23 protein-coding genes are annotated in these 22,157 nt (G+C 72.5%); 17 read left to right on the top strand and 6 right to left on the bottom strand.

Annotated elements, in window-relative coordinates:
• The first annotated feature begins 22 nt into the window (after window positions 1–22).
• Window positions 23–1,642 (top strand): HtaA domain-containing protein, encoded by a 1,620-nt coding sequence (locus AB0A97_RS02520; RefSeq protein WP_361143359.1) that lies wholly within the window; start codon window positions 23–25, stop codon window positions 1,640–1,642.
• 202 nt (window positions 1,643–1,844) lie between these two features.
• On the top strand, window positions 1,845–2,561 hold the full coding sequence (locus tag AB0A97_RS02515) for a PhzF family phenazine biosynthesis protein (protein WP_361143356.1): 717 nt from the start codon (window positions 1,845–1,847) through the stop codon (window positions 2,559–2,561).
• Between the two features lie 43 nt (window positions 2,562–2,604).
• Here AB0A97_RS02515 and AB0A97_RS02510 read toward each other — a convergent pair whose 3' ends face one another.
• Both AB0A97_RS02510 and map read right to left on the bottom strand, forming a co-directional pair.
• Entirely contained in the window at window positions 2,605–3,294 is a 690-nt protein-coding gene (locus AB0A97_RS02510) for a biliverdin-producing heme oxygenase (protein WP_361143353.1), read from the bottom strand.
• 200 nt (window positions 3,295–3,494) lie between these two features.
• Window positions 3,495–4,352 carry a type I methionyl aminopeptidase gene (map, locus tag AB0A97_RS02505; protein WP_031012085.1) on the bottom strand — a complete coding sequence of 286 codons (858 nt, stop codon included), beginning with the start codon at window positions 4,350–4,352 and terminating at the stop codon, window positions 3,495–3,497.
• Between the two features lie 66 nt (window positions 4,353–4,418).
• Here map and AB0A97_RS02500 point away from each other — a divergent pair, with 66 nt between their 5' ends.
• The 11 genes from AB0A97_RS02500 to AB0A97_RS02450 all read left to right on the top strand — a co-directional run bounded on the left by AB0A97_RS02500 (window position 4,419) and on the right by AB0A97_RS02450 (window position 11,739).
• Window positions 4,419–4,667 (top strand): hypothetical protein, encoded by a 249-nt coding sequence (locus tag AB0A97_RS02500; RefSeq protein WP_361145192.1) that lies wholly within the window; start codon window positions 4,419–4,421, stop codon window positions 4,665–4,667.
• 77 nt (window positions 4,668–4,744) lie between these two features.
• The gene (locus tag AB0A97_RS02495; RefSeq protein WP_361145339.1) at window positions 4,745–4,999 is read left to right on the top strand and encodes a hypothetical protein; all 255 of its coding nucleotides are present in this window, start codon (window positions 4,745–4,747) and stop codon (window positions 4,997–4,999) included.
• A 116-nt stretch (window positions 5,000–5,115) separates the two neighbouring features.
• A complete protein-coding gene (locus AB0A97_RS02490; RefSeq protein WP_361143350.1) occupies window positions 5,116–6,273 on the top strand; it encodes a sialidase family protein in 1,158 nt (385 codons plus the stop codon).
• Entirely contained in the window at window positions 6,270–7,640 is a 1,371-nt protein-coding gene (locus AB0A97_RS02485; protein ID WP_361143347.1) for a sugar ABC transporter substrate-binding protein, read from the top strand. The genes AB0A97_RS02490 and AB0A97_RS02485 overlap by 4 nt, the downstream gene beginning before the upstream one ends.
• A 53-nt stretch (window positions 7,641–7,693) precedes the next feature.
• Window positions 7,694–8,617, top strand: coding sequence for a sugar ABC transporter permease (locus AB0A97_RS02480; protein ID WP_361145190.1), 924 nt, complete (start codon window positions 7,694–7,696; stop codon window positions 8,615–8,617).
• A gap of 101 nt (window positions 8,618–8,718) precedes the next feature.
• Window positions 8,719–9,561, top strand: coding sequence for a carbohydrate ABC transporter permease (locus tag AB0A97_RS02475; protein ID WP_361145187.1), 843 nt, complete (start codon window positions 8,719–8,721; stop codon window positions 9,559–9,561).
• 13 nt (window positions 9,562–9,574) lie between these two features.
• Window positions 9,575–10,324, top strand: a complete 750-nt coding sequence (gene npdG / locus AB0A97_RS02470; RefSeq protein WP_361143344.1) for an NADPH-dependent F420 reductase — start codon at window positions 9,575–9,577, stop codon at window positions 10,322–10,324.
• A gap of 202 nt (window positions 10,325–10,526) precedes the next feature.
• Entirely contained in the window at window positions 10,527–10,832 is a 306-nt protein-coding gene (locus AB0A97_RS02465) for a hypothetical protein (protein WP_361143341.1), read from the top strand.
• A 131-nt stretch (window positions 10,833–10,963) separates the two neighbouring features.
• On the top strand, window positions 10,964–11,167 hold the full coding sequence (locus AB0A97_RS02460; RefSeq protein ID WP_361143338.1) for a hypothetical protein: 204 nt from the start codon (window positions 10,964–10,966) through the stop codon (window positions 11,165–11,167).
• A gap of 72 nt (window positions 11,168–11,239) precedes the next feature.
• The gene (locus AB0A97_RS02455; RefSeq protein ID WP_361143335.1) at window positions 11,240–11,554 is read left to right on the top strand and encodes a helix-turn-helix domain-containing protein; all 315 of its coding nucleotides are present in this window, start codon (window positions 11,240–11,242) and stop codon (window positions 11,552–11,554) included.
• Window positions 11,551–11,739, top strand: coding sequence for a hypothetical protein (locus AB0A97_RS02450; RefSeq protein ID WP_361143332.1), 189 nt, complete (start codon window positions 11,551–11,553; stop codon window positions 11,737–11,739). Before AB0A97_RS02455 ends, AB0A97_RS02450 begins: the two co-directional genes overlap by 4 nt.
• Here AB0A97_RS02450 and AB0A97_RS02445 read toward each other — a convergent pair.
• A complete protein-coding gene (locus AB0A97_RS02445; RefSeq protein WP_361143329.1) occupies window positions 11,685–12,473 on the bottom strand; it encodes a site-2 protease family protein in 789 nt (262 codons plus the stop codon). The genes AB0A97_RS02450 and AB0A97_RS02445 overlap by 55 nt on opposite strands.
• A gap of 144 nt (window positions 12,474–12,617) precedes the next feature.
• On the opposite strand from AB0A97_RS02445, the gene AB0A97_RS02440 reads away from it, so the two are divergent.
• Complete coding sequence (locus AB0A97_RS02440; RefSeq protein WP_361143326.1) at window positions 12,618–13,130, top strand: DUF6578 domain-containing protein; 513 nt, start codon at window positions 12,618–12,620, stop codon at window positions 13,128–13,130.
• Between the two features lie 29 nt (window positions 13,131–13,159).
• Window positions 13,160–16,678, top strand: a complete 3,519-nt coding sequence (locus AB0A97_RS02435) for a BTAD domain-containing putative transcriptional regulator (protein WP_361143323.1) — start codon at window positions 13,160–13,162, stop codon at window positions 16,676–16,678.
• A gap of 24 nt (window positions 16,679–16,702) precedes the next feature.
• Here the strand turns inward: AB0A97_RS02435 and AB0A97_RS02430 are convergent, their stop codons facing one another.
• The 3 genes from AB0A97_RS02430 to panB form a co-directional block, all read right to left on the bottom strand.
• Complete coding sequence (locus tag AB0A97_RS02430; protein ID WP_361143320.1) at window positions 16,703–17,545, bottom strand: ABC transporter permease; 843 nt, start codon at window positions 17,543–17,545, stop codon at window positions 16,703–16,705.
• Window positions 17,542–18,597, bottom strand: a complete 1,056-nt coding sequence (locus tag AB0A97_RS02425) for an ATP-binding cassette domain-containing protein (protein WP_361143317.1) — start codon at window positions 18,595–18,597, stop codon at window positions 17,542–17,544. Before AB0A97_RS02425 ends, AB0A97_RS02430 begins: the two co-directional genes overlap by 4 nt.
• 142 nt (window positions 18,598–18,739) lie before the next feature.
• Complete coding sequence (gene panB / locus AB0A97_RS02420) at window positions 18,740–19,657, bottom strand: 3-methyl-2-oxobutanoate hydroxymethyltransferase (protein WP_361143314.1); 918 nt, start codon at window positions 19,655–19,657, stop codon at window positions 18,740–18,742.
• Between the two features lie 185 nt (window positions 19,658–19,842).
• Between panB and AB0A97_RS02415 the strand changes: the two genes are divergently transcribed.
• Window positions 19,843–21,462, top strand: a complete 1,620-nt coding sequence (locus AB0A97_RS02415; protein WP_361143311.1) for an MFS transporter — start codon at window positions 19,843–19,845, stop codon at window positions 21,460–21,462.
• On the top strand, window positions 21,459–22,124 hold the full coding sequence (locus AB0A97_RS02410; protein WP_361143308.1) for a TetR/AcrR family transcriptional regulator: 666 nt from the start codon (window positions 21,459–21,461) through the stop codon (window positions 22,122–22,124). Before AB0A97_RS02415 ends, AB0A97_RS02410 begins: the two co-directional genes overlap by 4 nt.
• Window positions 22,125–22,157: the final 33 nt, after the last annotated feature.

The raw sequence follows: 22,157 nt of genomic DNA, 5'->3' as shown, positions 1-22,157 counted from the left end.
CCACCAAGGAGAGCCACCGACCATGGCCGCCATACGCCGTCCGCTCGCCCTCGCGGCAGCCGTCGCCACCGCCGCCACCACCGCGGCCCTGTGCCTGCCGTCCTTCGCCGCGGCCGCCCCCGCGACCGGCACGGCAGCGCCGAAGATCCCGCTGAAGAACGGCACGCTCGACTGGGGCGTCAAGGAGTCCTTCCGCAAGTACGTCACGGGCATGGCGCACGGCGGGATCACCACCGCCGACGGCGCGCGGCAGGCGCCGGACAACGGCCCGTTCACCTTCACGAGCGGCAGCGGCACCTACGACATGAGCACCCACGCCGTCGCCACCACCTTCAAGGGCAGCGTCCGCTTCACCTCGAAGGCGCACGGCTTCGACATCGAACTGGCGGACCTGAGGGTCGCCACGAAGGGCACGTCGGGTGCCATCACCGCGGACGTCACGGCGGCGGGCAGGACACAGGACGACGTGTCCCTGGCCTCGCTCGACCTGTCGGCGGTGCGGCCGGGCAGCGGTACGGGCGGCGCGATGACGTTCGCGAAGATCCCGGTGAAGCTGACCGCCAAGGGCGCGGAAGCGTTCAACGGCATGTACAAGGAGGGCCAGGAACTCGACCCGGCCACGCTGACGGTGACCCCGGCGGGCACGCCCGGGAAGCCGGCGCGGCCCGCACCGGGCGGGAACGGCCAGGGCAGCGAGGACGGCAAGGACGGCAAGGACGGCCAGGACGGCCAGGACGGCAAGAAGGGGGAGCAGGCCGGCGGTAAGCAGGGTGTGCACGCGGGCTCGGGGCCGGACTCGGCTTCGGCTTCGGGCTCGGGCAGCGGTTCCGGCACCGGCTCCTCGGACCGGAAGGCGGTCACCGCCCCCGCCTCGGGCGCCGCCGCGTCCGCTGCCGCCGCCGGCAAGGTGCTCGACGGCACCCTCGACTGGGGCGTCAAGCAGTCCTTCCGCGAATACATCGCCGGCCCCATCGCGCACGGCAAGGCCGAACTCGCGGGCGGCGCCGTCACCTCCGCCGCGGGCTACCGCTTCCCCAAGGGCCACGGTACGTACGACGCCGCCAAGGCCGCCCTGGCCGCCCAGTTCAACGGCTCGGTCCGGTTCACCGGCCACGAGGGTGTCCTGGACCTGAAGTTCAGCAACCTCAAGGTCACGGCGAGCGGCACCAAGGGCACGCTGATCGCGGACGTCTCGGCCAAGGCGCGCGCCACCGGCAAGGTCACCGACACACCGGGCATGGCGGTGGCCGACCTGAAGATTCCCGCCGGCGCCCTCACCGCCAAGAACGGTGTCGTCACCCTCAAGAACGTGCCCGCGACGCTGACCGCCGCAGGGTCCAAGGCGTTCGACGCCATGTACAAGCCCGGCCAGGCCCTCGACCCGGTGACGGCCGCCGTGACGGTCGACCCCAAGGCCCAACTGCCCGCGGACGGCGCCGCGTCCGGCTCCTCGGTCACCGCCGGCGGCTCCGGGAGCGCCGGCGGTGGCTCCGCGAGCTTCAGCAGTGGCAGCGGCGCGGGCGGCTCACTCGCGGCGACCGGCGCCACGGTGCCCAACGGCGCGCTGGCGGGCGTGGCCGGTGCCCTGATCGTCGCGGGCGGCGCCGCCACCTACGCCGTACGCCGCCGCACCGCCCTGTAACCCTCCCTCCGGACCCCACCCCCCACTTCCCCCGGGCTCCGCACCCCAGGGGCCGCGTCCCCACACCCCACACAGGCGCGCCCCGGGCCCAGGGGCCGGCCGTACCCGCCGCGCATGCCTCCGCGCGGCGGGTACTTCGGCGTGGTGGCGCGCCCGCCCCCCGGTGGCCCGCTACCGCCGCACGCGCGATGGAATAACGGTCATGACAGCGCCAGAGGTTCCCGAACTGCACGTCGTACGCGTCTTCTGCGGCCCGGACGGCCGGGGTGGCAACCCCCTGGGCGTCGTACGGAACGGAGCAGCCGTAGCGGACAGCGCCGCGCGCCAGGCCCTCGCCGCCGGACTCGGCTTCAGCGAGACGGTGTTCGTGGAGGCGCCGGACGCCGATGAAGCTGTGGCCGACGGCGCGGCCGCTGTACGGCTCGACATCCACACCCCCAGCGTGCGGCTGCCCTTCGCCGGGCATCCGCTGGTCGGGACGGCGTGGCTCCTGCGGCACCTCGGGCAGCCGGTGGCCGCGCTGCACCCGCGAGCCGGCGAGGTGCCGGTCACCTACGAGGGGGAGGTCGTCTGGGTGCGCGGGCGGCCGGAGTGGTCCACGGGGCGCCGTACGCAGGAGTACGCGACGGTGGCGGACGTGGAGGCGCTGACCGGGCCGCCGCCCGGGGACGGCCCGCTCTACGTGTGGGCGTGGCAGGACCGCGGCGCGGGCACGGTACGCGCCCGCTTCTTCCCGCGCCGCGGTGACGGCATCGTGGAGGACGAGGCCACCGGTGCGGCGGCGCTCACCCTCACCCATGAACTCGGCCGGGCCCTGGACGTCCGCCAGGGCACCGGCTCCCGCATCCTGACGCGCCCGCACGCGGACGGCACGATCGCGCTGGGCGGCCGTGTCGTGCCCGTACGGACAGCGCCCTGACGGGGGCCGGAACGGGACGGGACCCGGGGCCCCGTCCGTCTGCTCACGCGCTCAGCGGGAACTCTTCCCCCAGCTCACGGAAGACCGCCGTGTTGAGCGCGAAGGCGCGCTTGCACTCGTCGACCACCCGCTGCTTCTCCAGGTCGTCCACCGGCAGCGCGTCCAGCAGCTCGCGGTACTCCCGTTTGAAGGCGGCGGGGTTGCTTATGCCTTCGAAGACGTAGAAGCGCACGCCGTCGCCCTTGCGGGCGAAGCCCCAGGTCTTCTCGGCCGTGCCGCGGATGATCTGGCCGCCGGAGAGGTCGCCCAGGTAGCGGGTGTAGTGGTGCGCGACGTAACCGGCGGGCCAGCGGTCGGCGCATTCGGTGACGCGGTCGGCGTACGCGGCGGTGGCCGGCAGCGGCTCCAGGCCCGTGCGCCAGGACGGGCCGCCGAGGTGGGCCAGGTCCCGCTCCAGCTCCGCCGTACGGCTCAGCTCCGGCCGCAGGAACGGCCCGGCGACCGGGTCCCCGGCGAGCGCCTCGGAGGCGCCTTCCAGTGCGCGGTAGACGAACCATAGCTGCTCGGTGTAGCGCCGGTAGGCCGTGACACCGAGTTTGCCGCCGAGCAGGTCGCCCATGAAGGACGAGTTCTCGGCCTCCGCGTGCTGCTCGTGCGACGCGGTGCGGATCAGGGTGGAGAACGGCACCGATGCGGCGGAGTGCGCGGACGGGGTCGAGCTGGGCGCGGCCAAGACGGACCTCCGGGGACCGATGGGGAGCGTACGGGAACAGATTGTGGTTGGTTAGGCTTACCTAAGTCAACCCGTTCCCGACGGCCTGTCGGAAACCTTCCCGACATCATGTCGGTAAAAACCCCGCGACGAAAGCCCCCGCGGCGCGGAAGGCGGAAGCCGCGGGGGCCGGAATGGCGCGGGGGCCGGAACGCCGGGCGCTACGGGAGGGTGAGGATCTCCGCCCCGGTCTCCGTGACGACGAGGGTGTGCTCGAACTGGGCGGTGCGCCTGCGGTCCTTCGTCACCACCGTCCAGCCGTCCTCCCACATGTCGTACTCGTGGGTGCCCAGCGTCAGCATCGGCTCGATGGTGAAGGTCATGCCGGGCTTGATGTCGGTGGTGTGGTGCGGGCTGTCGTAGTGCGGGACGATCAGGCCGGAGTGGAACGACGAGTTGATCCCGTGGCCGGTGAAGTCGCGGACGACGCCGTAGCCGAACCGCTTGGCGTACGACTCGATCACCCGGCCGATGATGTTGATCTGCCGCCCCGGCTTGACCGCCTTGATCGCGCGGTTCAGCGACTCCCGGGTCCGCTCCACCAGGAGCTTGGACTCCTCGTCCACGTCGCCGCACAGGTACGTGGCGTTGTTGTCGCCGTGCACGCCGTTGATGTAGGCGGTCACGTCCAGGTTCACGATGTCGCCGTCCTGGAGGACGGTCGAGTCCGGGATGCCGTGGCAGATGACCTCGTTGACCGAGGAGCACAGGGACTTCGGGAAGCCACGGTAGCCGAGGGTGGAGGGGTAGGCGCCGTGGTCGCACATGAACTCGTGGGCGACCCGGTCCAGTTCGTCGGTGGTCACACCCGGAGCGATCAGCTTGGCGGCCTCCTCCATCGCCTGGGCGGCGATCCGCCCCGCGACGCGCATCCGCTCGATCGTTTCCGCGTCCTGCACCTCCGGGCCCGTATAGGGGGTGGGCGCGGCCTTGCCCACGTACTCGGGACGCGGGACGGAGGCGGGTACGGGGCGGGTGGGGGAGATCGTCCCCGGGACAAGAAGCGACTGGCCAGACATGCCAGCGAGTGTATCCGTGGCCCATCGGGCAGGATGGCGGCACAGGTGTCGCAGACAGGAGACGTGATGGCGCTGTTCAAGAGGCGGACGGCCGGCAAGCCCGGCGAGTGGTACTACTGCCTCAAGCACGGAACGGTCGAAGAAGGCCCCGAGTGCCGCGCCGCCGACCGCTTCGGCCCGTACGCGACGCGCGAGGAGGCGGCCCACGCGATGGAGACCGCCCGCGAACGCAATCTGGAGTGGGAGACCGACCCCCGCTGGCACGAGAAGGGGCAGGAGAAGGGGCAGGGCCCGGGGGCGGAAGGGTCCGCCTGACAGGGCAGGGCCGGTCCCGGGCCGGGGCGGACCGGGCGCGCGCCCCGGATCCGGCCTGCCCGCCCACACCGACGTCCGTGCGGACGTCCCGCACCGACGTCCGTACGGACGCGACGGCCGCCACACCGCCCGAGCGGACCTGGCCGAGCCGCGGCCCGACCGAGTACGACAGCAGCTCGATGTCGGCCGGCCGGTCGCGCGGCTCCTTGCGGCCAGGCGTGGCGCGCGCCCTCCCGGATGCCGTGCAGCGACGGCTGCTCGGCGTCGTGCGGAGCGGGGTGGACGCCAGGTGTCCGGAAGGTGGCTTTCCGGTGCTCCGGGCGCCGTGGTGACGCGGTCGGGTGGCGGCCCGCGCCATCCGTGTGCCGCGCCTTGACGGTCAGTTGGGGGCTCCCTATGGTCACGCTGACAGAGGACGTCCTACGTCCGGTCTGCCGGGGGAGGACCCATGGCTCACCAGACTTCCGTTCCGTTCCGTGCCGGGTCCGAGGGTTACGCGAGCTTCCGCATCCCGGCCGTGGTCAGCATCCGCCCCGCAAGCGCCGACGACACCGGCCCCGGCTCTGCCGCCGACCCCGGCTCCGGCACCGACCCCGGCACCCTGCTCGCCTTCGCCGAAGGCCGGGTGCACAGCGCCGCCGACCACGGCGACATCGACATCGTGCTGAAACGCTCCACCGACGGCGGCCGCACCTGGGGCCCGCTCCAGACCGTCGCCCGCAACGGCACGGGCACCGCGGGCAACCCGGCCCCGCTCGTGCTGGACGGCGGCCGGGTCCTGCTGGTGCACGTACGCAGCGCCGCCACGGCCACCGAGGACCGCATCCGCCGCGGCCTGGTGTCCGCCGCCGACGGGCGGCGTGTCTGGGTGCAGCACAGCGACGACGGAGGCGCCGCCTGGAGTCCGCCGCGCGAGATCACGGCGCAGACCAAGCGCGCCAACTGGCGCTGGTACGCCACCACCCCCGGACACGCCCTCCAGCTCCGGCACGGACCGCGCGCCGGCCGTCTGGTCGTCCCGGCCAACCACTCCATCGCCCCCACCGTCTCCGGCGACGACGGCACCGAGGGCCGCTACAACGGCGGCCACGTCCTGCTCAGCGACGACGGCGGCGCGAACTGGCGCATCGGCTACACGGACAGCAACCCCAACGGCTACATCAACGCCAACGAGACGACCGCCGCCGAACTCCCCGACGGCACGCTCTACTTCAACACGCGCAACGACTCCCCGGCCCCCGGCAACCGCGCCGACGCCCACTCCGCCCCCGCGGACGCCGGCGAGCGCCTGATCAGGCCGTTCCGTCCGCAGGCCGGACTGACCGGGCCCGTCGTCGAAGGCAGCGCGCTGCACCTGGGGGAGCCCGACGTGCTGCTCTTCTCCGGCCCCGCCGACCCGGACGCCCGCGCCCTGATGACCGTACGGGCCAGCCGCGACCGCGGCCTGACCTGGCGCCCCGCGCACACCGTCGACGGGCTCCCGGCCGCCTACTGCGACCTCGTACGGATCGACGCCGCGACCGTCGGTCTGCTCTACGAGACGGGCGACTTCAGCGCCTATTCGACGATCACCTTCCGCCGCATCCCCGTGGAGGAGCTGGCATGAGCACCGGTACGTACGACAGCGGCCGGGGGCCGGGCCGGGGGCACGGCCGCCTCCGCCGCCGGGCCCTGCTCGGCGGGGCCGCCGCGGCCGCCGCCGGGTTCACGCTGGCCGGCTGCGGCGACGGCGACGGTGACCAGGCGGCGCCCCAGGAGCGCAAGGAGGGCCAGAAGATCACGCTGTCGTTCTGGTCCTGGGTGCCGGGCATCGACAAGCCGGTGGACCTGTGGAACAGCGAGCACCCTGACGTGCAGGTCGAGGTGGAGACGGTGTCCGCCGTGGACGGCCGCCAGTACGCCAAGATGCACGCCGCCGTCAAAGCCGGGAACCCGCCGGATCTCGCCCAGATCGAGTTCCCCGTCGTCCCCAGCTTCCTGCTCGACAACGCCCTGATGGACCTGTCGGCCCTCGGCGCCGCCCGCTACAAGGACCGCTTCGTGGGCTGGCAGTGGCAGCAGTCGGTGTTCGGCAAGGGCGTCTACGCCGTCCCGCAGGCGTCCGGCCCGATGGGGCTCTTCCTGCGCCAGGACCTCTTCGAGCGGTGGAACATCCAGCTCCCGCAGACCTGGGACGAGTACGAGGAGGCGGCGAAGGCGGTCCGCCGGCAGGGCGCCTGGATCGAGACGTTCGCCCCCGCCAACGGCAACCGCTTCGCCGGGCTGGCCTGGCAGGCGGGCGCCGAGTGGTACGCCGCCCAGGGCGACACCTGGACCGTGCACATCGACGACGAGCCCACCCGCAAGGTCGCCGACTACTGGGAGTCGCTGGTCCGGCGCAAGCTCGTCAAGACGATCCCGGACCGGCAGAACGCCTGGTACAAGGACATCCAGACCGGTGCGATCCCGGCCTGGATCGGCGCCAGTTGGGGCGACGCGCTGCTGGCGGGCAACGCGCCCGGCACCAAGGGGAAATGGCGCGCCGCGCCCCTCCCGCAATGGCGGAAGGGCGCCGACGCGCACGCCAACTGGGGCGGTTCGACCACCGCCGTCTTCGCGAAGGCCTCCTACCCCAAGGACGCGCTGGACTTCGCCCTGTGGCTCAACACCGACCCGAAGTCCATCGCGCTGCTGATCGACGGCGGCTACGGCTTCCCGAGTGCGAAGAAGGGCTACGCCACCGCCGACCTCGACGTCCACCGGGACTTCTTCGGCGGGCAGGCGTACAGCAGGATCTTCGCGGACGCGGGCGCGCACGTCGACACCGGCTGGCAGTGGGGGCCGGGCGTGGACACCCTCTACCAGCGGCTCGGCGATGCGTTCACCGAGGCGCTCGACAGCGGCGGCTCGTTCCGCTCCGTGCTCCGCGCCGTACAGGCACAGACCGTCTCCGACCTGCGGGGCAAGGGCCTGAAGGTGGAGAGCGGCGGGTGAGCGGAACCGGCCGGGGCCGGGCCGTCACCGGGAGCGCACAGCGCACGCGTCACATCCGGCTCACCCGGCTCACGCGGACCGAAGCCCGCAACGCCCGCGCCGCGGCCGCCTTCGTCCTGCCCTTCCTCCTCCTCTTCCTCCTCTGCTTCGTCGCCCCGATCGGCTACGCCGTCCACCAGAGCCTGCACCGCACCGAGCGCACCGGCCCGCTCGGCCTCGGCGGCCAGGAGCGCGAGGTCTTCGCGGGCTTCGCCAACTACGCGCACGCGCTCGCCGACGACCGCTTCCTGACCGGATTCGGCCGGGTCCTGCTCTTCGGTGTCGTACAGATACCGCTGATGATCGCCCTGGCGACCGTCCTCGCCCTCCTCCTGGAGAGCGCGAGCGCGCGCGGCATCACGTTCTTCCGCAGCGCGTTCTTCCTGCCGTACGGCGTCCCCGGCGTCATCGCCTCCATCCTGTGGGGCTTCCTGTACGTCCCGGGCATCAGCCCGCTGGTCGAAATCGCCGGATCGCTCGGCTGGGACGTGGACTTCCTCGCCCGCGACACCGTCCTGTGGTCCATCGCCAACATCGTCACCTGGCAGTTCACCGGCTACAACATGCTCGTACTGATCTCCCAGCTCAAAGCCGTACCGGACGAGCTGTACGAGGCGGCGCGCATCGACGGCGCGAACGCCTGGCACCTCGCCCGGCACATCAAGATCCCGCTGATCCGGCCCGCGCTCGTGCTGACCACCGTCTTCAGCATCATCGGCACACTCCAGTTGTTCGCCGAGCCGATGGTGCTCCGGCCCCTCGCCGCCACCATCGACTCCGGCTTCACCCCCAACCTGCACGCCTACAGCGAGGCGTTCGTCAGCAACAACCAGCACGTCGCGGCGGCCGAGGCGGTGCTGCTGGCGCTGGTCGCCTGCGTGCTGTCGTTCGGCTTCCTGCGGCTGGTCGGGCAGCGCGGCGACGGGAGCGACCGGTGAGCCGGGCCGCCGACCGCGACGCCTCCGCACGCGACGCCTCCGCACGCGACGCCTCCGTACGGCCGTCCGGAAGCCCCGCGCGCCCCTCCGCCGGGAGCGCCATCCGCCCACCCCTCCGCTACCGCGTCATCACCGCCTCACTCCTCACCGTCGCCGCGCTCTACTTCCTCACCCCCGTCTACTGGCTCGTCGTCTCCGCCACCAAGAACAGCGCCGACCTCTTCGGCACCTTCGGCTTCTGGTTCGCCCACCCGCGCCCCCTGGAACACCTCCGGGACGTCCTCACCTACGACCACGGCATCTACGTCCGCTGGTTCACCAACTCGCTCCTGTACGCGGGCGTCGGCGCGCTCGCCGCCACCCTGCTGTCCGCGGCGGCCGGCTACGCGCTCGCCAAGTTCCCGTTCCCGGGCCGCGAAGCCGTCTTCAACCTCGTCCTCGCCGGCGTCCTGATCCCCGGCACCGCCCTCGCTCTCCCCCTCTACTTCCTCTTCAGCTCCATGGGCCTCGCCAACACCTACTGGGCGGTGCTCCTCCCCAGCGTCGTGAGCCCCTTCGGCGTCTACCTCTGCCGGATCTACGCGGCGGCCGCCGTACCCGACGCGCTCCTGGAAGCGGCCCGCATCGACGGCGCGGGCGAGGCCCGTATCTTCGCCGGCCTCGGCCTGCGTCTGATGACCCCGGCCCTGGTCACCGTCTTCCTCTTCCAGTTCGTCCACATCTGGAACAACTACTTCCTGCCGCTGGTCATGCTCTCCGACTCCGACCTGTATCCGATCCAGCTCGGCCTGACGGCCTGGACCGGGTACGCGGACCGCCGGCCGGAGCTGTACCAGTACACGGTGGGCGGCGCGTTCCTGTCCGTACTGCCGCTGATGGTGCTGATGACCGTCCTGCAGCGGTACTGGCGTACGGGGCTCACCGAGGGCAGCGTGAAGGCGTGACAGTATCGCTGTCATGACTACTCCTGACGATGCGCGGACCGGTAACGACGCGCAGCCCGTGAATGTCGCCACCGAAGCCAAGAAGGCGCTCAAAAGGGACCCCTGGGACCTCCCCGATGTGTCCGGCCTCGTCGTCGGCGTCCTCGGCGGCACCGGCGACCAGGGACGCGGCCTGGCCTACCGGCTCGCCCGGGCCGGCCAGAAGGTGATCATCGGCTCGCGCGCCGCGGAGCGCGCCCAGGCCGCCGCCGGTGAACTGGGCCACGGCGTCGAGGGTGCGGACAACGCCGAGTGCGCGCGGCGCAGCGACATCGTCATCGTGGCCGTCCCGTGGGAAGGCCACGCCAAGACCCTCCAGTCCCTCCGCGAAGAGCTGGCCGGCAAACTCGTCGTCGACTGCGTCAACCCGCTCGGCTTCGACAAGAAGGGCGCCTACGCGCTCAAGCCGGAGGAGGGCAGCGCCGCCGAACAGGCCGCGGCCCTGCTCCCCGACTCCCGGGTCACCGCCGCCTTCCACCACCTCTCCGCCGTCCTGCTCCAGGACCCGGAGATCGAAGAGATCGACACCGACGTGATGGTGCTGGGCGAGTCCCGCGCCGACACCGACCAGATCCAGGCCCTGGCCGCCCGCATCCCCGGCATGCGCGGCGTCTTCGCCGGCCGCCTGCGCAACGCGCACCAGGTGGAGTCCCTGGTCGCCAACCTGATCTCCACCAACCGGCGCTACAAGGCCCACGCGGGGCTGCGGCTCACGGACGTGTAACCACGGGCCGGGCCGGCCTGCCGACGCTCCTCCCTTGCCCGTATTCAGCGCTCTTCGATATCCTGCAAGGCTGTCCACTTCCGTGGAGGGCATGGCGCCCGGTACGGCGGGCGAGGGAAGGAGCGTGATCCATGCGGTGGTTGCCCCGGCCGCCCGCCCGGACAGTCCGGGAGCACGGGCGGCGGGTTCCGGAAGGAACGCGATGTCCCGTACGGACAAGACGAAACCCCTGTGGATACGCCACGCGGAACACGGCCCCCGCCCGGTCCACGACCACCGCCACGGCCCCTGCGACCTGCCGCCGCACCCGACGCGGAAGCCCGCGGACACCCGCTGCCGGTGGGAACACCCCGGCATGATCCTGCTCGGCTCCACCTGCTGCGCGGGCTGCCACAAGCGCGGCTGCGTCAAGGAGTGGCAGCGGTACGTCAGGACCGGCAACCGCAAGCAGCGCCACGCGGCGCGACGCGAGGCGCGCCGTCACGTCACCGGAGCGGACGGCGACTGACCCGCCCGGCCCGGGGCGGCCCCGGCGGGCCGCCCCCTCCGGCCCGGCCGTCCGGCCCGGACACCGGTCGCCGGGGCCCATGGTGGACACTGGAGGAAAACCCCATACCCCCACGCACAGGAGCCGACCCCATGCCCCGCCTCGCCGTCTTCGCCCTCGTCGTCTGCGCCCTCGCCGTCGCCGCGGCCGTCGTCTCGTTCGTCCAGGGCAGCTGGCTCGGCATCGTGTGGATCCTGATGGCGGGCATCTCCAGCAACATGGCGTGGTTCTACGTCCGCAAGGCGAAGATGGACCGCGAGCGACGCGAGGGGGCGGCGGCCTCGGTGGCCGGCTGAGGGCCTGCCGGGCTCCGGCCCCGTCGTCGCGGGATCTCGCGGGACCCGGCGTCCGCGAGAGCCCCTACCCTGATGCCGGAGGTAGGTGATGCCATGTCTCCGGAGATCTCGTCCAACCTCCGCAAACACCGCCGTCGCCTGGGGTGGAGCCAGGAGCGCCTGGCCGAGGCGGCCGGGGTGTCTCCCGGCGCCGTACGCAAGCTGGAGCAGGGCGGCGTGGCCGCGTCGAAACTCTGGCGCAGCTCGCGGCAGCCCTGGATGTCGACACGGCGACGCTGTTCGCGCCGCCTGCCAGCCCGGAACCCATACGGGACGACGGTCCCAGCCGCCAGCAGTTGCTGGATCTCCGCCGCCATCTGTTGCCGCCCGTCGGGCTCGTCGACATGACCGGGCCGCCCGAGGAAGAGGTGCCCCGCGGCCCGCTGCTCCAGGACATCGAGGAAGCACACGCGCTCTACCAAGCCGACCGCTACGACTCGGTCGCGCGGCGGCTGCCCGGCATCCTCTCCGCCGCCCCTCACGGCACCTGCGGCTCCCCCTGCCAGAAGCGGAACAGTTGCTGGCCGAAGTAGGTGTCCCAGTTGGTGATGCCGAGGGTGCGCAGGATGGCGTCGACCGCGTCGAAGAAGACGGCGTTGACGCCGGGGATCCACAGGAGGCCGAAGACGGCGAGCAGGCCGAACGGGGCGATGGGCTCGACCTGGCGGCGGATCTTGTAGGAGAGCCAGGGCTCGATGACGCCGTAGCCGTCCAGGCCGGGGACCGGGACGAAGTTGAGGATGGCGGCGGTGACCTGGAGGAGGGCCAGGAAGGCGAGGGCGAAGCGGAACTGCGTGGGGACGCCGTCCATGGCGCCCAGCCAGAAGGGGGCCGAGACGACGGCCGCGAAGAGGATGTTCGTGAGGGGGCCGGCCGCCGAGATCAGGCTGTGCCGCCAGCGGCCCCGGATACGGCCGCGCTCGATGAAGACCGCGCCGCCCGGCAGGCCGATGCCGCCCATGATCACGAAGATCACCGGCAGCACGATGCTGAGCAGCGCGTGGGTGTACTTGAGGGGGTTGAGGGTGAGGTACCCCTTGGCGCCGATGGAGATGTCGCCGCTGTGCAGCGCCGTGCGGGCGTGCGCGTACTCGTGCAGGCAGAGCGAGACGATCCAGCCGGAGACCACGAAGAGGAAGACGGCGAAGCCGGGGCTCGCCGCGAGGCGTCCCGTCCAGACGGCCCATCCCGACACCGCCATGACGGCGACGAGCGCGAGGAAGACCGGGCTGACGCGGCGGTCGGTGCGCTGGGCTGATGTGGTCATGGTGGAGGGCTCCTGGGTGTTGCCGTGGGGCTCGGTGTCGGTGTGCGGTGCCGTTACGGGCAGCCATGACCGTATCCGCGGGCGGGGCGGCCGTGCACGGAAAACGACGGGCGGCGGGCGGGAGGTTCCGGGCAGTCTGGGCCCATGACGGATACGGGCGCGGTACGGACGGTACGGGTGTTCCACCGCGACTGGGAGATGGAGTGCTGCGGCACGCCGTTCTCGGTGGGGGACGAGGTCGCGTGGCCGCTGGTCTTCGAAAGCGTCCCGGCGGCGGACGCGGCGGTCTGGGCGGACTGCCTGGACGAGCGGGGACTGCTGCGGGTGGCCACGCTGCACGGTGGGTCGCCGGAGATCGGCCCCGGGACGCCGCGGCTGGCGGGGCGTGTCCGGTCGATACACGTGGCGATCGTGGGGTACCGGGCCGCTGAGCCGGTGCCCGGTGAACGGTGGCTGCGTCCGGTCGAGCGTTGCCCGAAGTGGTTCTCCGACCGGGTACCGGACGGGGTGGGCCATCGGGGCCGCGGGGACGGTACGGGGCCGGGTGGTGGGTCGGGCGGCGTGGGCAGGGCGGGCCGCGGCCAGGGGGCTTATCGCCGGGTCGAGCGCGGCGTCGTCGTCGAGGTCGAGGTGGCGTGTGCGGAGCGCGGCGCGTGAAGCCGCCGCCCGTACAGGACAATGGGGCGGTGCGCTACGGAATCCTCGGCACGGCCCAGGCCCATCGGAGCGACGGTACGCCCGTCGCGCTCGGTGGCTCGCGCCTGCGCGCACTGCTCACGGCGCTCGCGCTGCGGCCCGGCCGGGCGCTCGCCGCCGACCTGCTGATCGCGGACGTCTGGGGCCCGGAGCCGCCCGCCGACGCGACCGGCGCGTTGCAGGCCCTGATCGCGCGGCTGCGCCGGTCCGTGGGCCGGGAAGCGATCGCCTCCGTGCACGGCGGGTACCGGCTGTGCGCCGATCCGTGCGACGTGGATCTGCACCGTTTCGAGGAGCTCGCCGCCGAGGGGGCGCAGGCCCTGGCCGACGCCGATCCGGTCAAGGCCGCCGCGCTGCTCGACGACGCCCTCGCGCTCTGGCGCGGCCCGGCGCTGGCCGACCTCCCGGAGGCGGCGGGCGAGGCGGCGCGCGCCGAGCGCGGCCATCTGGACGCCCGCCGTACCCGGCTCGCCGCGGAGGTCGCCCTCGGGCGGCCCGGCCAGGCCCTGCCCGCGCTGACGGCCCTGTGCGCGGACCATCCACTGGACGAGCCGCTCCAGGCCCTGCGCCTGCGCGCCTTGCGGGCCGCGGGCCGTACGGCGGAGGCGCTCGACGCGTACGCCTCGGTGCGGGCCGCCATCGCCGACCGGCTGGGCGTCGAGCCCGGCCTCGAACTGCGGGACCTGCATGGGGAGTTGCTGCGGGTGGCAGGGGGTTCCGCGGGGCGGGCGGAGGTGGCGGAGGCGGGCGGGCCGGCTTCGAGCATGCTGGCTTCAGGCGTGCCGGCTTCAGGCGTGCCGGCTTCGGGGGCCGACGGCGGATGGTCCGGCCGGCGGGGTGCGGAGACGGCCGTGAGTCCGTCGGCGGGGACCGGAGCCCGTCACGGGGTCGGCGCCCGCAAGGGAGTCGGTGCACGGCCGGGCAACCTGCGGTCACGGCCGACCTCCTTCGTGGGCCGGGAGGACGACCTGGCCGCGATCCGCGCCGACCTGGCCGCCCACCGCCTGGTGACCCTGCTGGGCCCCGGCGGTGCCGGCAAGACACGGCTCTCGCAGGAGAGCGCCGAGGCAGCGGCGGCCGCGGCACCGGACGCCTGGCCGGACGGGGTGTGGTTCGCGGAACTGGCGCCCGTGGACGACCCGCAGACCGTCCCGGAAGCGGTGCTCACCGCGCTCGGGGCGCGCGAGACCGTGCTGCGCGGTACCACCGCCGAGGAACTGCGCGCCGCCGCCGACCGGTCCGGGTCCGACCCGATGGCCCAGCTCGCCGAGTTCTGCGAGAACCGGCGGATGCTCCTGGTCATCGACAACTGCGAGCATGTGATCGGCGCCGCCGCCGCTCTGGCCGACCGGCTGCTGGCCGAATGCCCCGGCGTGACGGTGCTGGCCACCAGCCGGGAGCCGCTGGCCGTGCCGGGGGAGGCGGTACGGCCGGTGGAACCGCTGCCCGACCCGATCGCGCTGCGGCTGCTGGCCGATCGGGGAGCCGCCGCGCGGCCCGGGTTCCGCGTCGAGGACGACCCGGTCGCCTGCGCCGAGATCTGCCGGCGCCTCGACGGGCTGCCGCTCGCCATCGAACTGGCCGCCGCCCGGCTGCGGTTGCTCGGCCCGCGCCAGCTTGCCGACCGGCTGGACGACCGGTTCCGGCTGCTGACCAGCGGGAGCCGCACCGTACTGCCCAGGCAGCAGACGCTGCGCGCGGTGGTGGACTGGTCCTGGGACCTGCTCGACGACGCCGAACGGGCTGTGCTGCGCCGGCTGTCGGTCTTCTCCGGCGGCTGTGACCTGGTCGTCGCGGAGGAGGTCTGCGGGGACGGGCCGGAGGGGGCGTACGGGCCGGACGGGCCGGCGGGCTCCCGGACACGGGTGGCGCCCCGCGACGTGGCCGTCCTGCTCGGTTCGCTGATCGACAAGTCGCTTGTGGTCACGGCCCAGGACGGTGACGGGCGGATGCGCTACCGGCTGCTGGAGACCGTCTCGGAGTACGCCGGTGAGCGCCTGGACGAGGCCGGGGAGCGGCCCGCGACCGAACGGCGGCACCTGGTCACCTATCGCGAACTCGCCCGTAACGCCGACCCGTTGCTGCGCGGCCCCGAGCAGTGCGCCTGGCTGGACCGGCTGGAACTGGAACACGACAACCTGCGCACCGCGCTGCGCCGGGCCGTCACCGCCCACGACGAGCACGAAGCCCTGTGCCTCGTGCTCTCGCTCCAGTGGTTCTGGACGCTGCGCGATCACCGCGCCGACGCCCGCGCCTGGTCGACCGCGGTGGCGGCCCTCGGCCCCGACCCCTTCGCGCTGCCCGTCGAACCGGCGCCCGTCCTGCACGCCCGGCCCATCGACGCACCGCCGCCGATGGACCCCGAGCAGTTGAAGGAGGCGCGCCGCGAGGTCCGGCTGGTCGGGCTGGCCAGCGTCGAGAGCGACATAGAGGTGCTGCGCAAGCAGGAACGGCGGGACGAACTGACCGGCATCCTGGCCTCCTACCGCAGCGGCATGCCGCAGACCTGCAAGCTGCCGGGCGTGATGTGGTACTACGCGGTGATGCTGACGGGGCGATTCGACGACCTCGTACAGATGACGGAGGACGCGGTACGCGCCTGCCGGGAGTACGGCTACGTGTGGGAGCTGGCCTACGTCCTCCAGCTCCGTTCCAAGATCTTCAACGACCGGCAGGGCGGCCTGTCCCAGGCCCGCAGGGACGCCGACGAGTCCCTGGACATCTTCGTACGGCTCGGGGACGCGTGGGGCGCGGCGGAGGCCATCGCGGGGCGCGGCGAGTCGCGCGAGGGGCGCGGCGAGTACGCGCTCGCCGCCGAGGACTACCGGGCGGCCATCCGCTACGCCGAGGAACTCGGGGCGCGCAGCCAGGTTCTGCTGCTCCAGACCCGGCTGGGCAGCGTGCTGATCGAGGCCGACGACGAAGCGACCGGCGAGCGCCTGCTGTACGAGGTGCTGGAGCTGGCGAAGGAGCAGAACAGCGGCCGGGACGCGGTGTCGTTCGCCCATCTGACGCTCGCGATGCACCTGACGTGCGCCGGCCGCCTCCAGGAAGCGCGCGGTCACCTGGACGAGGTGCGCAAGGCGTTCGGCCAGCGAGGGCCGGAGCTGTTCAAGGGCGTGCTCACCATGTCCCTGGTCGCCCTGGACATCGAGGAGGGGAAGTACGCCGCCGACATGCTGCCCAGGATCCGGTCGGCCCTGGAGCTGTTCCAAGGCGAACTGACGCAGATCGTCGCCCCCGACCTGCCGGTGATCCAGCTCCTGACCGGGGCGCGGGCGCTGCTGGGCGTACGGGGCGCGGCGGCCGGCGGACCGGACGCGGCGCGGCTGATCGGCGCGTACGACACGCTCCGCTCCCGCTCGCACCGGCCGCAGCGGGTCCTCCGGAAGAACCGGGCGGCGGCCGAGGCGGAGGCGCGCGCGGCGCTCGGCGACGACGCCGCCTACGACCGGGCGTACGCCGAAGGCGGCGGCCTCTCGCTCGAAGAAGCCACCGCCCTCATCTGACGCGAGCCGGGCGAAGGTGACGCGTCAGGTCTTCTTGCGGAACTTGTTCACCGCGAGGGGCGCGAAGACCAGGGTGATGCCGGCGGTCCAGGCCAGGGTGATCAGCACCGGCTGGGCGACCGCGCCCTGGCCGTTCATCAGGGCCCGGGCCGCGTCCGCCAGGTTCGACAGCGGGTTGATCTTGGTGAACGCCTCCATCCAGCCCGGCATCGTCGTGGGCGGGGCGAATATGGAGGAGCCGAACTGCAGCGGCATCAGCACCATGAAGCCCACGCCCTGCACCGCCTGCGGTGTCTTCATGGTCAGCCCGAGCAGCATGAAGATCCAGGTCAGCGAGGAGCCGAAGAGCAGCGCCAGGGCGACGGCCGCCAGCAGCTCCAGCGGACCGGTCCGCAGGTCGAAACCGATCAGGAACGCCAGCGACAGCAGGATGACGGTGGAGACCAGCATCCGCCCGGACTCCACGAGCATCTTCGCCGTCAGCACCGAGGAGCGGGCGATCGGCATGGTGCGGAAGCGGTCCATCACCCCCTTGTTGAAGTCGTCGTTGACGCCGGAACCGACCGACATGGCGATGTTCAGACCACCCATGGCCAGCAGGCCGGGGATGATGTAGTTCACGTACGCGGAACGGTCGCCGCCCAGGCTGCCGCCCATCGCGCCGCCGAAGACGTACACGAACAGCAGCGTGAAGACGATCGGCATCAACAGGGCGTCGAACATCGACTCCGGGTCGTTCTTGATCTGCATCGCGTTGCGGCGCACCAGGGCGCCCGTGTGACGCCGATGGGCCCGCAGGCCGATCCGGCCCTCGTCGGCACCCGGCCGCTGCGGCTTGACCGGCGCCGTCACCGTCGCGGCACTCATGCCGGAACCTCCTCGAACTGCTTGTCCTGAACGCCCTGCGGGTCCTGCGGCCCGTCCTGCTGGTCGCCGCCGCCGGCCTCCGAGGTCTTCTGGCCGGTGATGGCCAGGAACACCTCGTCCAGGCTGGGCAGATGGGTGTTGATGCCGGAGATCGTGAAGCCCCGCTCGCCGAGCATGCCGACCACGGCGGACAGTTGCTCGTCGCTGATGATCGGCACGTTGACCACACCGTCCTCATGGTCGGTGGTGGCGCCCGCGATGCCGTCCAGGCCGGCCTGCGCGATGGCGCCGACCATCCGGTCCAGCTCGGCGCTCCGCGCCGGGCGTATCTGGAGCGTACGGCCGCCGACCTTGGTCTTCAGCTCGTCGACCTTGCCCTCGGCGATGACCCGGCCGCGGTCGATGACCGTCAGCTCGTGGGCCAGTTGCTCGGCCTCTTCCATGTACTGGGTGGTGAGCAGGACCGTCGCGCCGTCCCGCACCATGCTGCGGACCTCGTCCCAGACCTCGTTGCGGGTACGGGGGTCGAGGCCGGTGGTCGGCTCGTCCAGATACAGCACCGCGGGCCGGCCGATCATCGAGGCGGCCAGGTCCAGGCGGCGGCGCATGCCGCCGGAGTACTTGGCGGCGGCCCGGCCTGCGGCCTCGGTGAGGGAGAACCGCTCCAGCAGCTCGTCGGCCCGCGCGCGGGCGTCCTTGCGGGAGAGGTCCAGCAGCCGGCCGATCATGTAGAGGTTCTCCCGGCCGGAGAGCTTCTCGTCGACCGAGGCGTACTGGCCGGTGAGGCCGATGGTGCGGCGCAGCGCTCGCGGCTGGCGCACCACGTCGAAGCCCGCCACGGTCGCCGTGCCGGCGTCCGGGACCAGCAGTGTGGACAGGCAGCGCACCAGCGTCGTCTTGCCCGCGCCGTTCGGCCCGAGCACGCCGAGCACGGTGCCTTCCCGTACATCGAGATCCACCCCGTCCACGGCCTTCACCTCGCCGAAGTGCTTGACCAGCCCCCGCACTTGGACGGCGTTCCCCGCGCCGTTGGATGTCGTCTTTCGCGTCATGCCCCCACGATGACAGGCACCACTGACAAACGACCGACAGCTGACCGACAGCCCGGGTGGGAGCCGCGCGGAGGGCGGAGACGGCGGACCGGTGGCGGCGGACCGGCGGCGGCGCCGGGAAGACGCCGCCACCGGCGGTGCGTCAGCGGAAGCTGTGCTCCTGGGCCGGGAACGTGCCGCCGACGACCTCTTCCGCGAAGTCCTTGGCCGCGCCGCCCAGGACCTCGCGCAGGTTCGCGTACCGCTTCACGAAGCGGGGCACGTGCCCGCTGGTCAGGCCCGCCATGTCCGTCCAGACCAGGACCTGGGCGTCGCAGCCGATGCCCGCGCCGATCCCCACCGTGGGGATGTGCAGCGAGCGGGTGACCTCGGCGGCCAGCTCGGCCGGTACGGCTTCCAGGACGACGGAGAAGGCCCCCGCGTCCTGGACGGCCTTGGCGTCGCGCAGCAACTGCTGGGCCGCCTCCTCGCCGCGGCCCTGCACCGGGTAACCCCCGTACGCGTTGACCGACTGCGGCGTCAGGCCGACGTGGGCCATGACCGGGATGCCGGAGGAGACCAGCAGCTCGACCTGGTGGGCGGAACGCTCGCCGCCCTCCAGCTTGACCGCGCCCACACCGGCCTCCTTGACCAGGCGGGTGGCGTTGCGCAGGGCCTGGACCGGGCTCTCCTGGAAGGCGCCGAAGGGCAGGTCGGCGACGATCAGGGCGCGCTTGGTGCCGCGGACGACGGCCGCGGACAGGATCGTGATCTCGTCCATCGTGACCGGCACGGTGGATTCGTACCCGAGGTGGCAGTTGCCCATCGAGTCGCCGACCAGCAGCACCGGGATGCCGGCCTCGTCGAAGACGGACGCGGTCATCGCGTCGTAGGCGGTGAGCATGGGCCACTTCTCGCCGCGCTCCTTGGCGGCGGCGATGTCGCGCACGGTCACGCGGCGCGAGCTCTTTCCTCCGTACAGCGCCTTGCCGCTGCTGTCGGACACGGGCTCGGCGGCGGTTCCGCCGGGCGCGGACGTCCCGTCCGCGGGTGGATTCTGGGCAGGCGAAAGCTGCGTCATGGCGACGGCTCCTGTTCGTCATCTCGAAGCGCCCTGACGGCGTCTCCGGACTCCCTTCCATGCTGGCACGTGCCGCGGGGGAAGTGGAAGGGGTGCCGTAGGAGCGTCGAAGGAGCACGCAAGGGGCACCGCGACCCCCAGCGATACGGAACGGGCCCGTATCGGAACCGGCGTAAGGTGTGGGCATGGCCAGCTCAACGACCTCCGGCATAGCCGAAGCGCCCCGGCACGTACCCGAGCACATCCACCGCCGCCGCTGGGTGATCCTGTCCGTCCTGATGCTCAGCCTGCTGATCGTGGTGCTGGACAACTCGATCCTCAACGTGGCGATGAAGACGATCGCCACCCCGGCCCCCACCGGCCTCGGCGCCACCCAGAGCCAACTGGAGTGGGCGATCAACTCCTACACGCTGGTCTTCGCGGGTCTGCTGTTCACCTCCGGCCTGCTCGGTGACCGGCTGGGCCGCAAGAAGGTGCTGCTCTTCGGCCTGCTGGTGTTCGGCGTCGGCTCGGTGCTGGCCGCCGTCGCCGGGTCACCCGGCCAGCTCATCGCCTTCCGGGCCGTGATGGGCCTGGGCGGCGCCTTCGTGATGCCCTCCACCCTCGCCGTCCTGATGAACGTCTTCGAGCGGGACGAGCAGCCCAGGGCGATCGGCATCTGGGCGGGCGGCGTGGGCCTGGCCATCGCGATCGGGCCGATCGCGGGCGGTCTGCTGCTGGACCACTTCTGGTGGGGCTCGGTCTTCCTCGTGAACGTGCCGATCGTGCTCGTCGCGCTGGTCGCGATGGTCCTCCTGGTGCCCGACTCCAGGGACCCGCGGCCGGGCCGACTGGACCCGGTCGGCGTGCTGCTCTCGGTCGTCGGCCTGGTGCTGCTGGTGTACGGGATCATCAAGGGCGGCCAGCTCGCCGACTTCACCGATCCGCAGGTGCTGGGCACGGTCCTGGGCGGACTGCTCGTCCTGGTCGGTTTCGTGCTGTACGAGAAGCGCATCGATCACCCGTCGATCGATGTCAATCTCTTCCGCAAACCGGCCTTCTCCGCCGCCGTCGGCGCCATCGCGCTGGTCTTCTTCGCGCTGATGGGCGTCACGTTCTTCATCGTCTTCTACGTCCAGAGCGTGCGCGGCTTCACACCGCTCCAGGCGGGCCTGCTGATCCTGCCGCTGGCCGTCTCCCAGATGATCTTCTCGCCGCGGGCCCGGCACGTCGTCGACCGCTTCGGCTCCCGCGTCGTCTGCACGGCCGGGATGCTGCTGGTCGCCCTCAGCATGTCCGGTTTCCTGCTGCTGGACACCGACACCCCGATCTGGGTGCTGGAGGTGCTCTTCTTCGTCCAGGGCACCGGCACGGCGCACATCATGCCGCCGGTCACCGTATCGATCATGCAGGCGCTGCCGCGCGAGAAGGCGGGCTCCGGATCGGCGCTCAACAACACGTTCCGGCAGGTCGGCGGCACGCTCGGAGTCGCCGTACTGGGCTCGGTGCTGTCCACGGTCTACCGCGACGGCATCGAAGGGACGCTGCGGTCCGTCCCCGGCCTGACGGACGGCGTCCGGCACGCGGCGGGCGAGTCCATCGAGGCGACGCTCGGGCTGGCCCGGCACCTGGGCCCGACGGGCAAGGCGCTGACCGACGAGGCGAACGCCGCGTTCATCCAAGCCATGCACATCACCGCGCTCGGTTCCGCCGCCGTCGCGATCGTCGGCGCCGTGGTGGTCGGGTCCTTCCTGCCGGGCAGGACGGTGAGCGGCACGCGCGGTACGGACCGGGCGGAGCGGGTGAAGGCGGGAGCACGGTCATGAGCGGGACGTCGGCGACGGACGCGAGGCGGACGGACACGACGGGGACGGGCCGGGCGGATGGCGCGCCGGCCGCCCCGGACCCCCGCCGCGGCCGCCCCCGCAGCCCCGCCGCCGACACCGCGATCATCGAAGCCGTACTGCGCATGATCGAGGACGGCGTCTCCATCGGGGAGCTGTCGATGGAGCGCATCGCCCGCGAGGCGGGCGTCGGCAAGGCCACCGTCTACCGGCGCTGGCCGGGCAAGAGCGCCCTGATGCTGGACGTGATGCGCTCGCTGGACACGGACATCCCGCCGCCCGCGGGGGTGTCCGTACGCGACGACCTCGTGGGCATCATCGAGTTCCTGCGCATCCGCGGCCTGGCCAAGCGCAACTCGGCACTGCTGCGCACCGTCGTCACGCACGTCAAGGCGCAGCCCGCGCTCTGGCGGGAGTACCACGAGACGGTGGTGCAGGCCCGCCGCGAGGTGCTGCTGTCCGTGCTGCGGCGCGGCAGGGAGTGCGGTGAGGTGCGTACGGACCGGGACATCGACCTGCTCGCCGACCTCTTCGTCGGACCGGTGCTGTCCCGGGCCGTGCTGCACGAGTGGGCGGACCTGCCGGAGGGCCTGGCCGAGGAGATCGTCGACACGGTGCTGGACGGCGTACGGCCGCGGGCCTGAGGGCACGGCGCCCGGTGCCCGCCCGTGGCCCGT

The sequence above is a fragment of the Streptomyces sp. NPDC045470 genome, assembly GCF_040646595.1.
In the GTDB taxonomy this organism is placed as follows: Bacteria; Actinomycetota; Actinomycetes; order Streptomycetales; family Streptomycetaceae; genus Streptomyces.
Note: the sequence above shows the minus strand (reverse complement) of the source record. Positions and strands in the feature narration are given on the sequence as shown.

Coding starts and splice junctions, on each gene's coding strand:
- AB0A97_RS02520 (WP_361143359.1), top strand. CDS start 23: ATGGCCGCCATACGCCGTCCGCTCGCCCTCGCGGCAGCCGTCGCCACC.
- AB0A97_RS02515 (WP_361143356.1), top strand. CDS start 1,845: ATGACAGCGCCAGAGGTTCCCGAACTGCACGTCGTACGCGTCTTCTGC.
- map (WP_031012085.1), bottom strand. CDS start 4,352: ATGTCTGGCCAGTCGCTTCTTGTCCCGGGGACGATCTCCCCCACCCGC.
- AB0A97_RS02500 (WP_361145192.1), top strand. CDS start 4,419: ATGGCGCTGTTCAAGAGGCGGACGGCCGGCAAGCCCGGCGAGTGGTAC.
- AB0A97_RS02490 (WP_361143350.1), top strand. CDS start 5,116: ATGGCTCACCAGACTTCCGTTCCGTTCCGTGCCGGGTCCGAGGGTTAC.
- AB0A97_RS02485 (WP_361143347.1), top strand. CDS start 6,270: ATGAGCACCGGTACGTACGACAGCGGCCGGGGGCCGGGCCGGGGGCAC.
- npdG (WP_361143344.1), top strand. CDS start 9,575: ATGACTACTCCTGACGATGCGCGGACCGGTAACGACGCGCAGCCCGTG.
- AB0A97_RS02465 (WP_361143341.1), top strand. CDS start 10,527: ATGTCCCGTACGGACAAGACGAAACCCCTGTGGATACGCCACGCGGAA.
- AB0A97_RS02460 (WP_361143338.1), top strand. CDS start 10,964: ATGCCCCGCCTCGCCGTCTTCGCCCTCGTCGTCTGCGCCCTCGCCGTC.
- AB0A97_RS02455 (WP_361143335.1), top strand. CDS start 11,240: ATGCCGGAGGTAGGTGATGCCATGTCTCCGGAGATCTCGTCCAACCTC.
- AB0A97_RS02450 (WP_361143332.1), top strand. CDS start 11,551: ATGACCGGGCCGCCCGAGGAAGAGGTGCCCCGCGGCCCGCTGCTCCAG.
- AB0A97_RS02445 (WP_361143329.1), bottom strand. CDS start 12,473: ATGACCACATCAGCCCAGCGCACCGACCGCCGCGTCAGCCCGGTCTTC.
- AB0A97_RS02440 (WP_361143326.1), top strand. CDS start 12,618: ATGACGGATACGGGCGCGGTACGGACGGTACGGGTGTTCCACCGCGAC.
- AB0A97_RS02430 (WP_361143320.1), bottom strand. CDS start 17,545: ATGAGTGCCGCGACGGTGACGGCGCCGGTCAAGCCGCAGCGGCCGGGT.
- AB0A97_RS02425 (WP_361143317.1), bottom strand. CDS start 18,597: ATGACGCGAAAGACGACATCCAACGGCGCGGGGAACGCCGTCCAAGTG.
- panB (WP_361143314.1), bottom strand. CDS start 19,657: ATGACGCAGCTTTCGCCTGCCCAGAATCCACCCGCGGACGGGACGTCC.
- AB0A97_RS02415 (WP_361143311.1), top strand. CDS start 19,843: ATGGCCAGCTCAACGACCTCCGGCATAGCCGAAGCGCCCCGGCACGTA.
- AB0A97_RS02410 (WP_361143308.1), top strand. CDS start 21,459: ATGAGCGGGACGTCGGCGACGGACGCGAGGCGGACGGACACGACGGGG.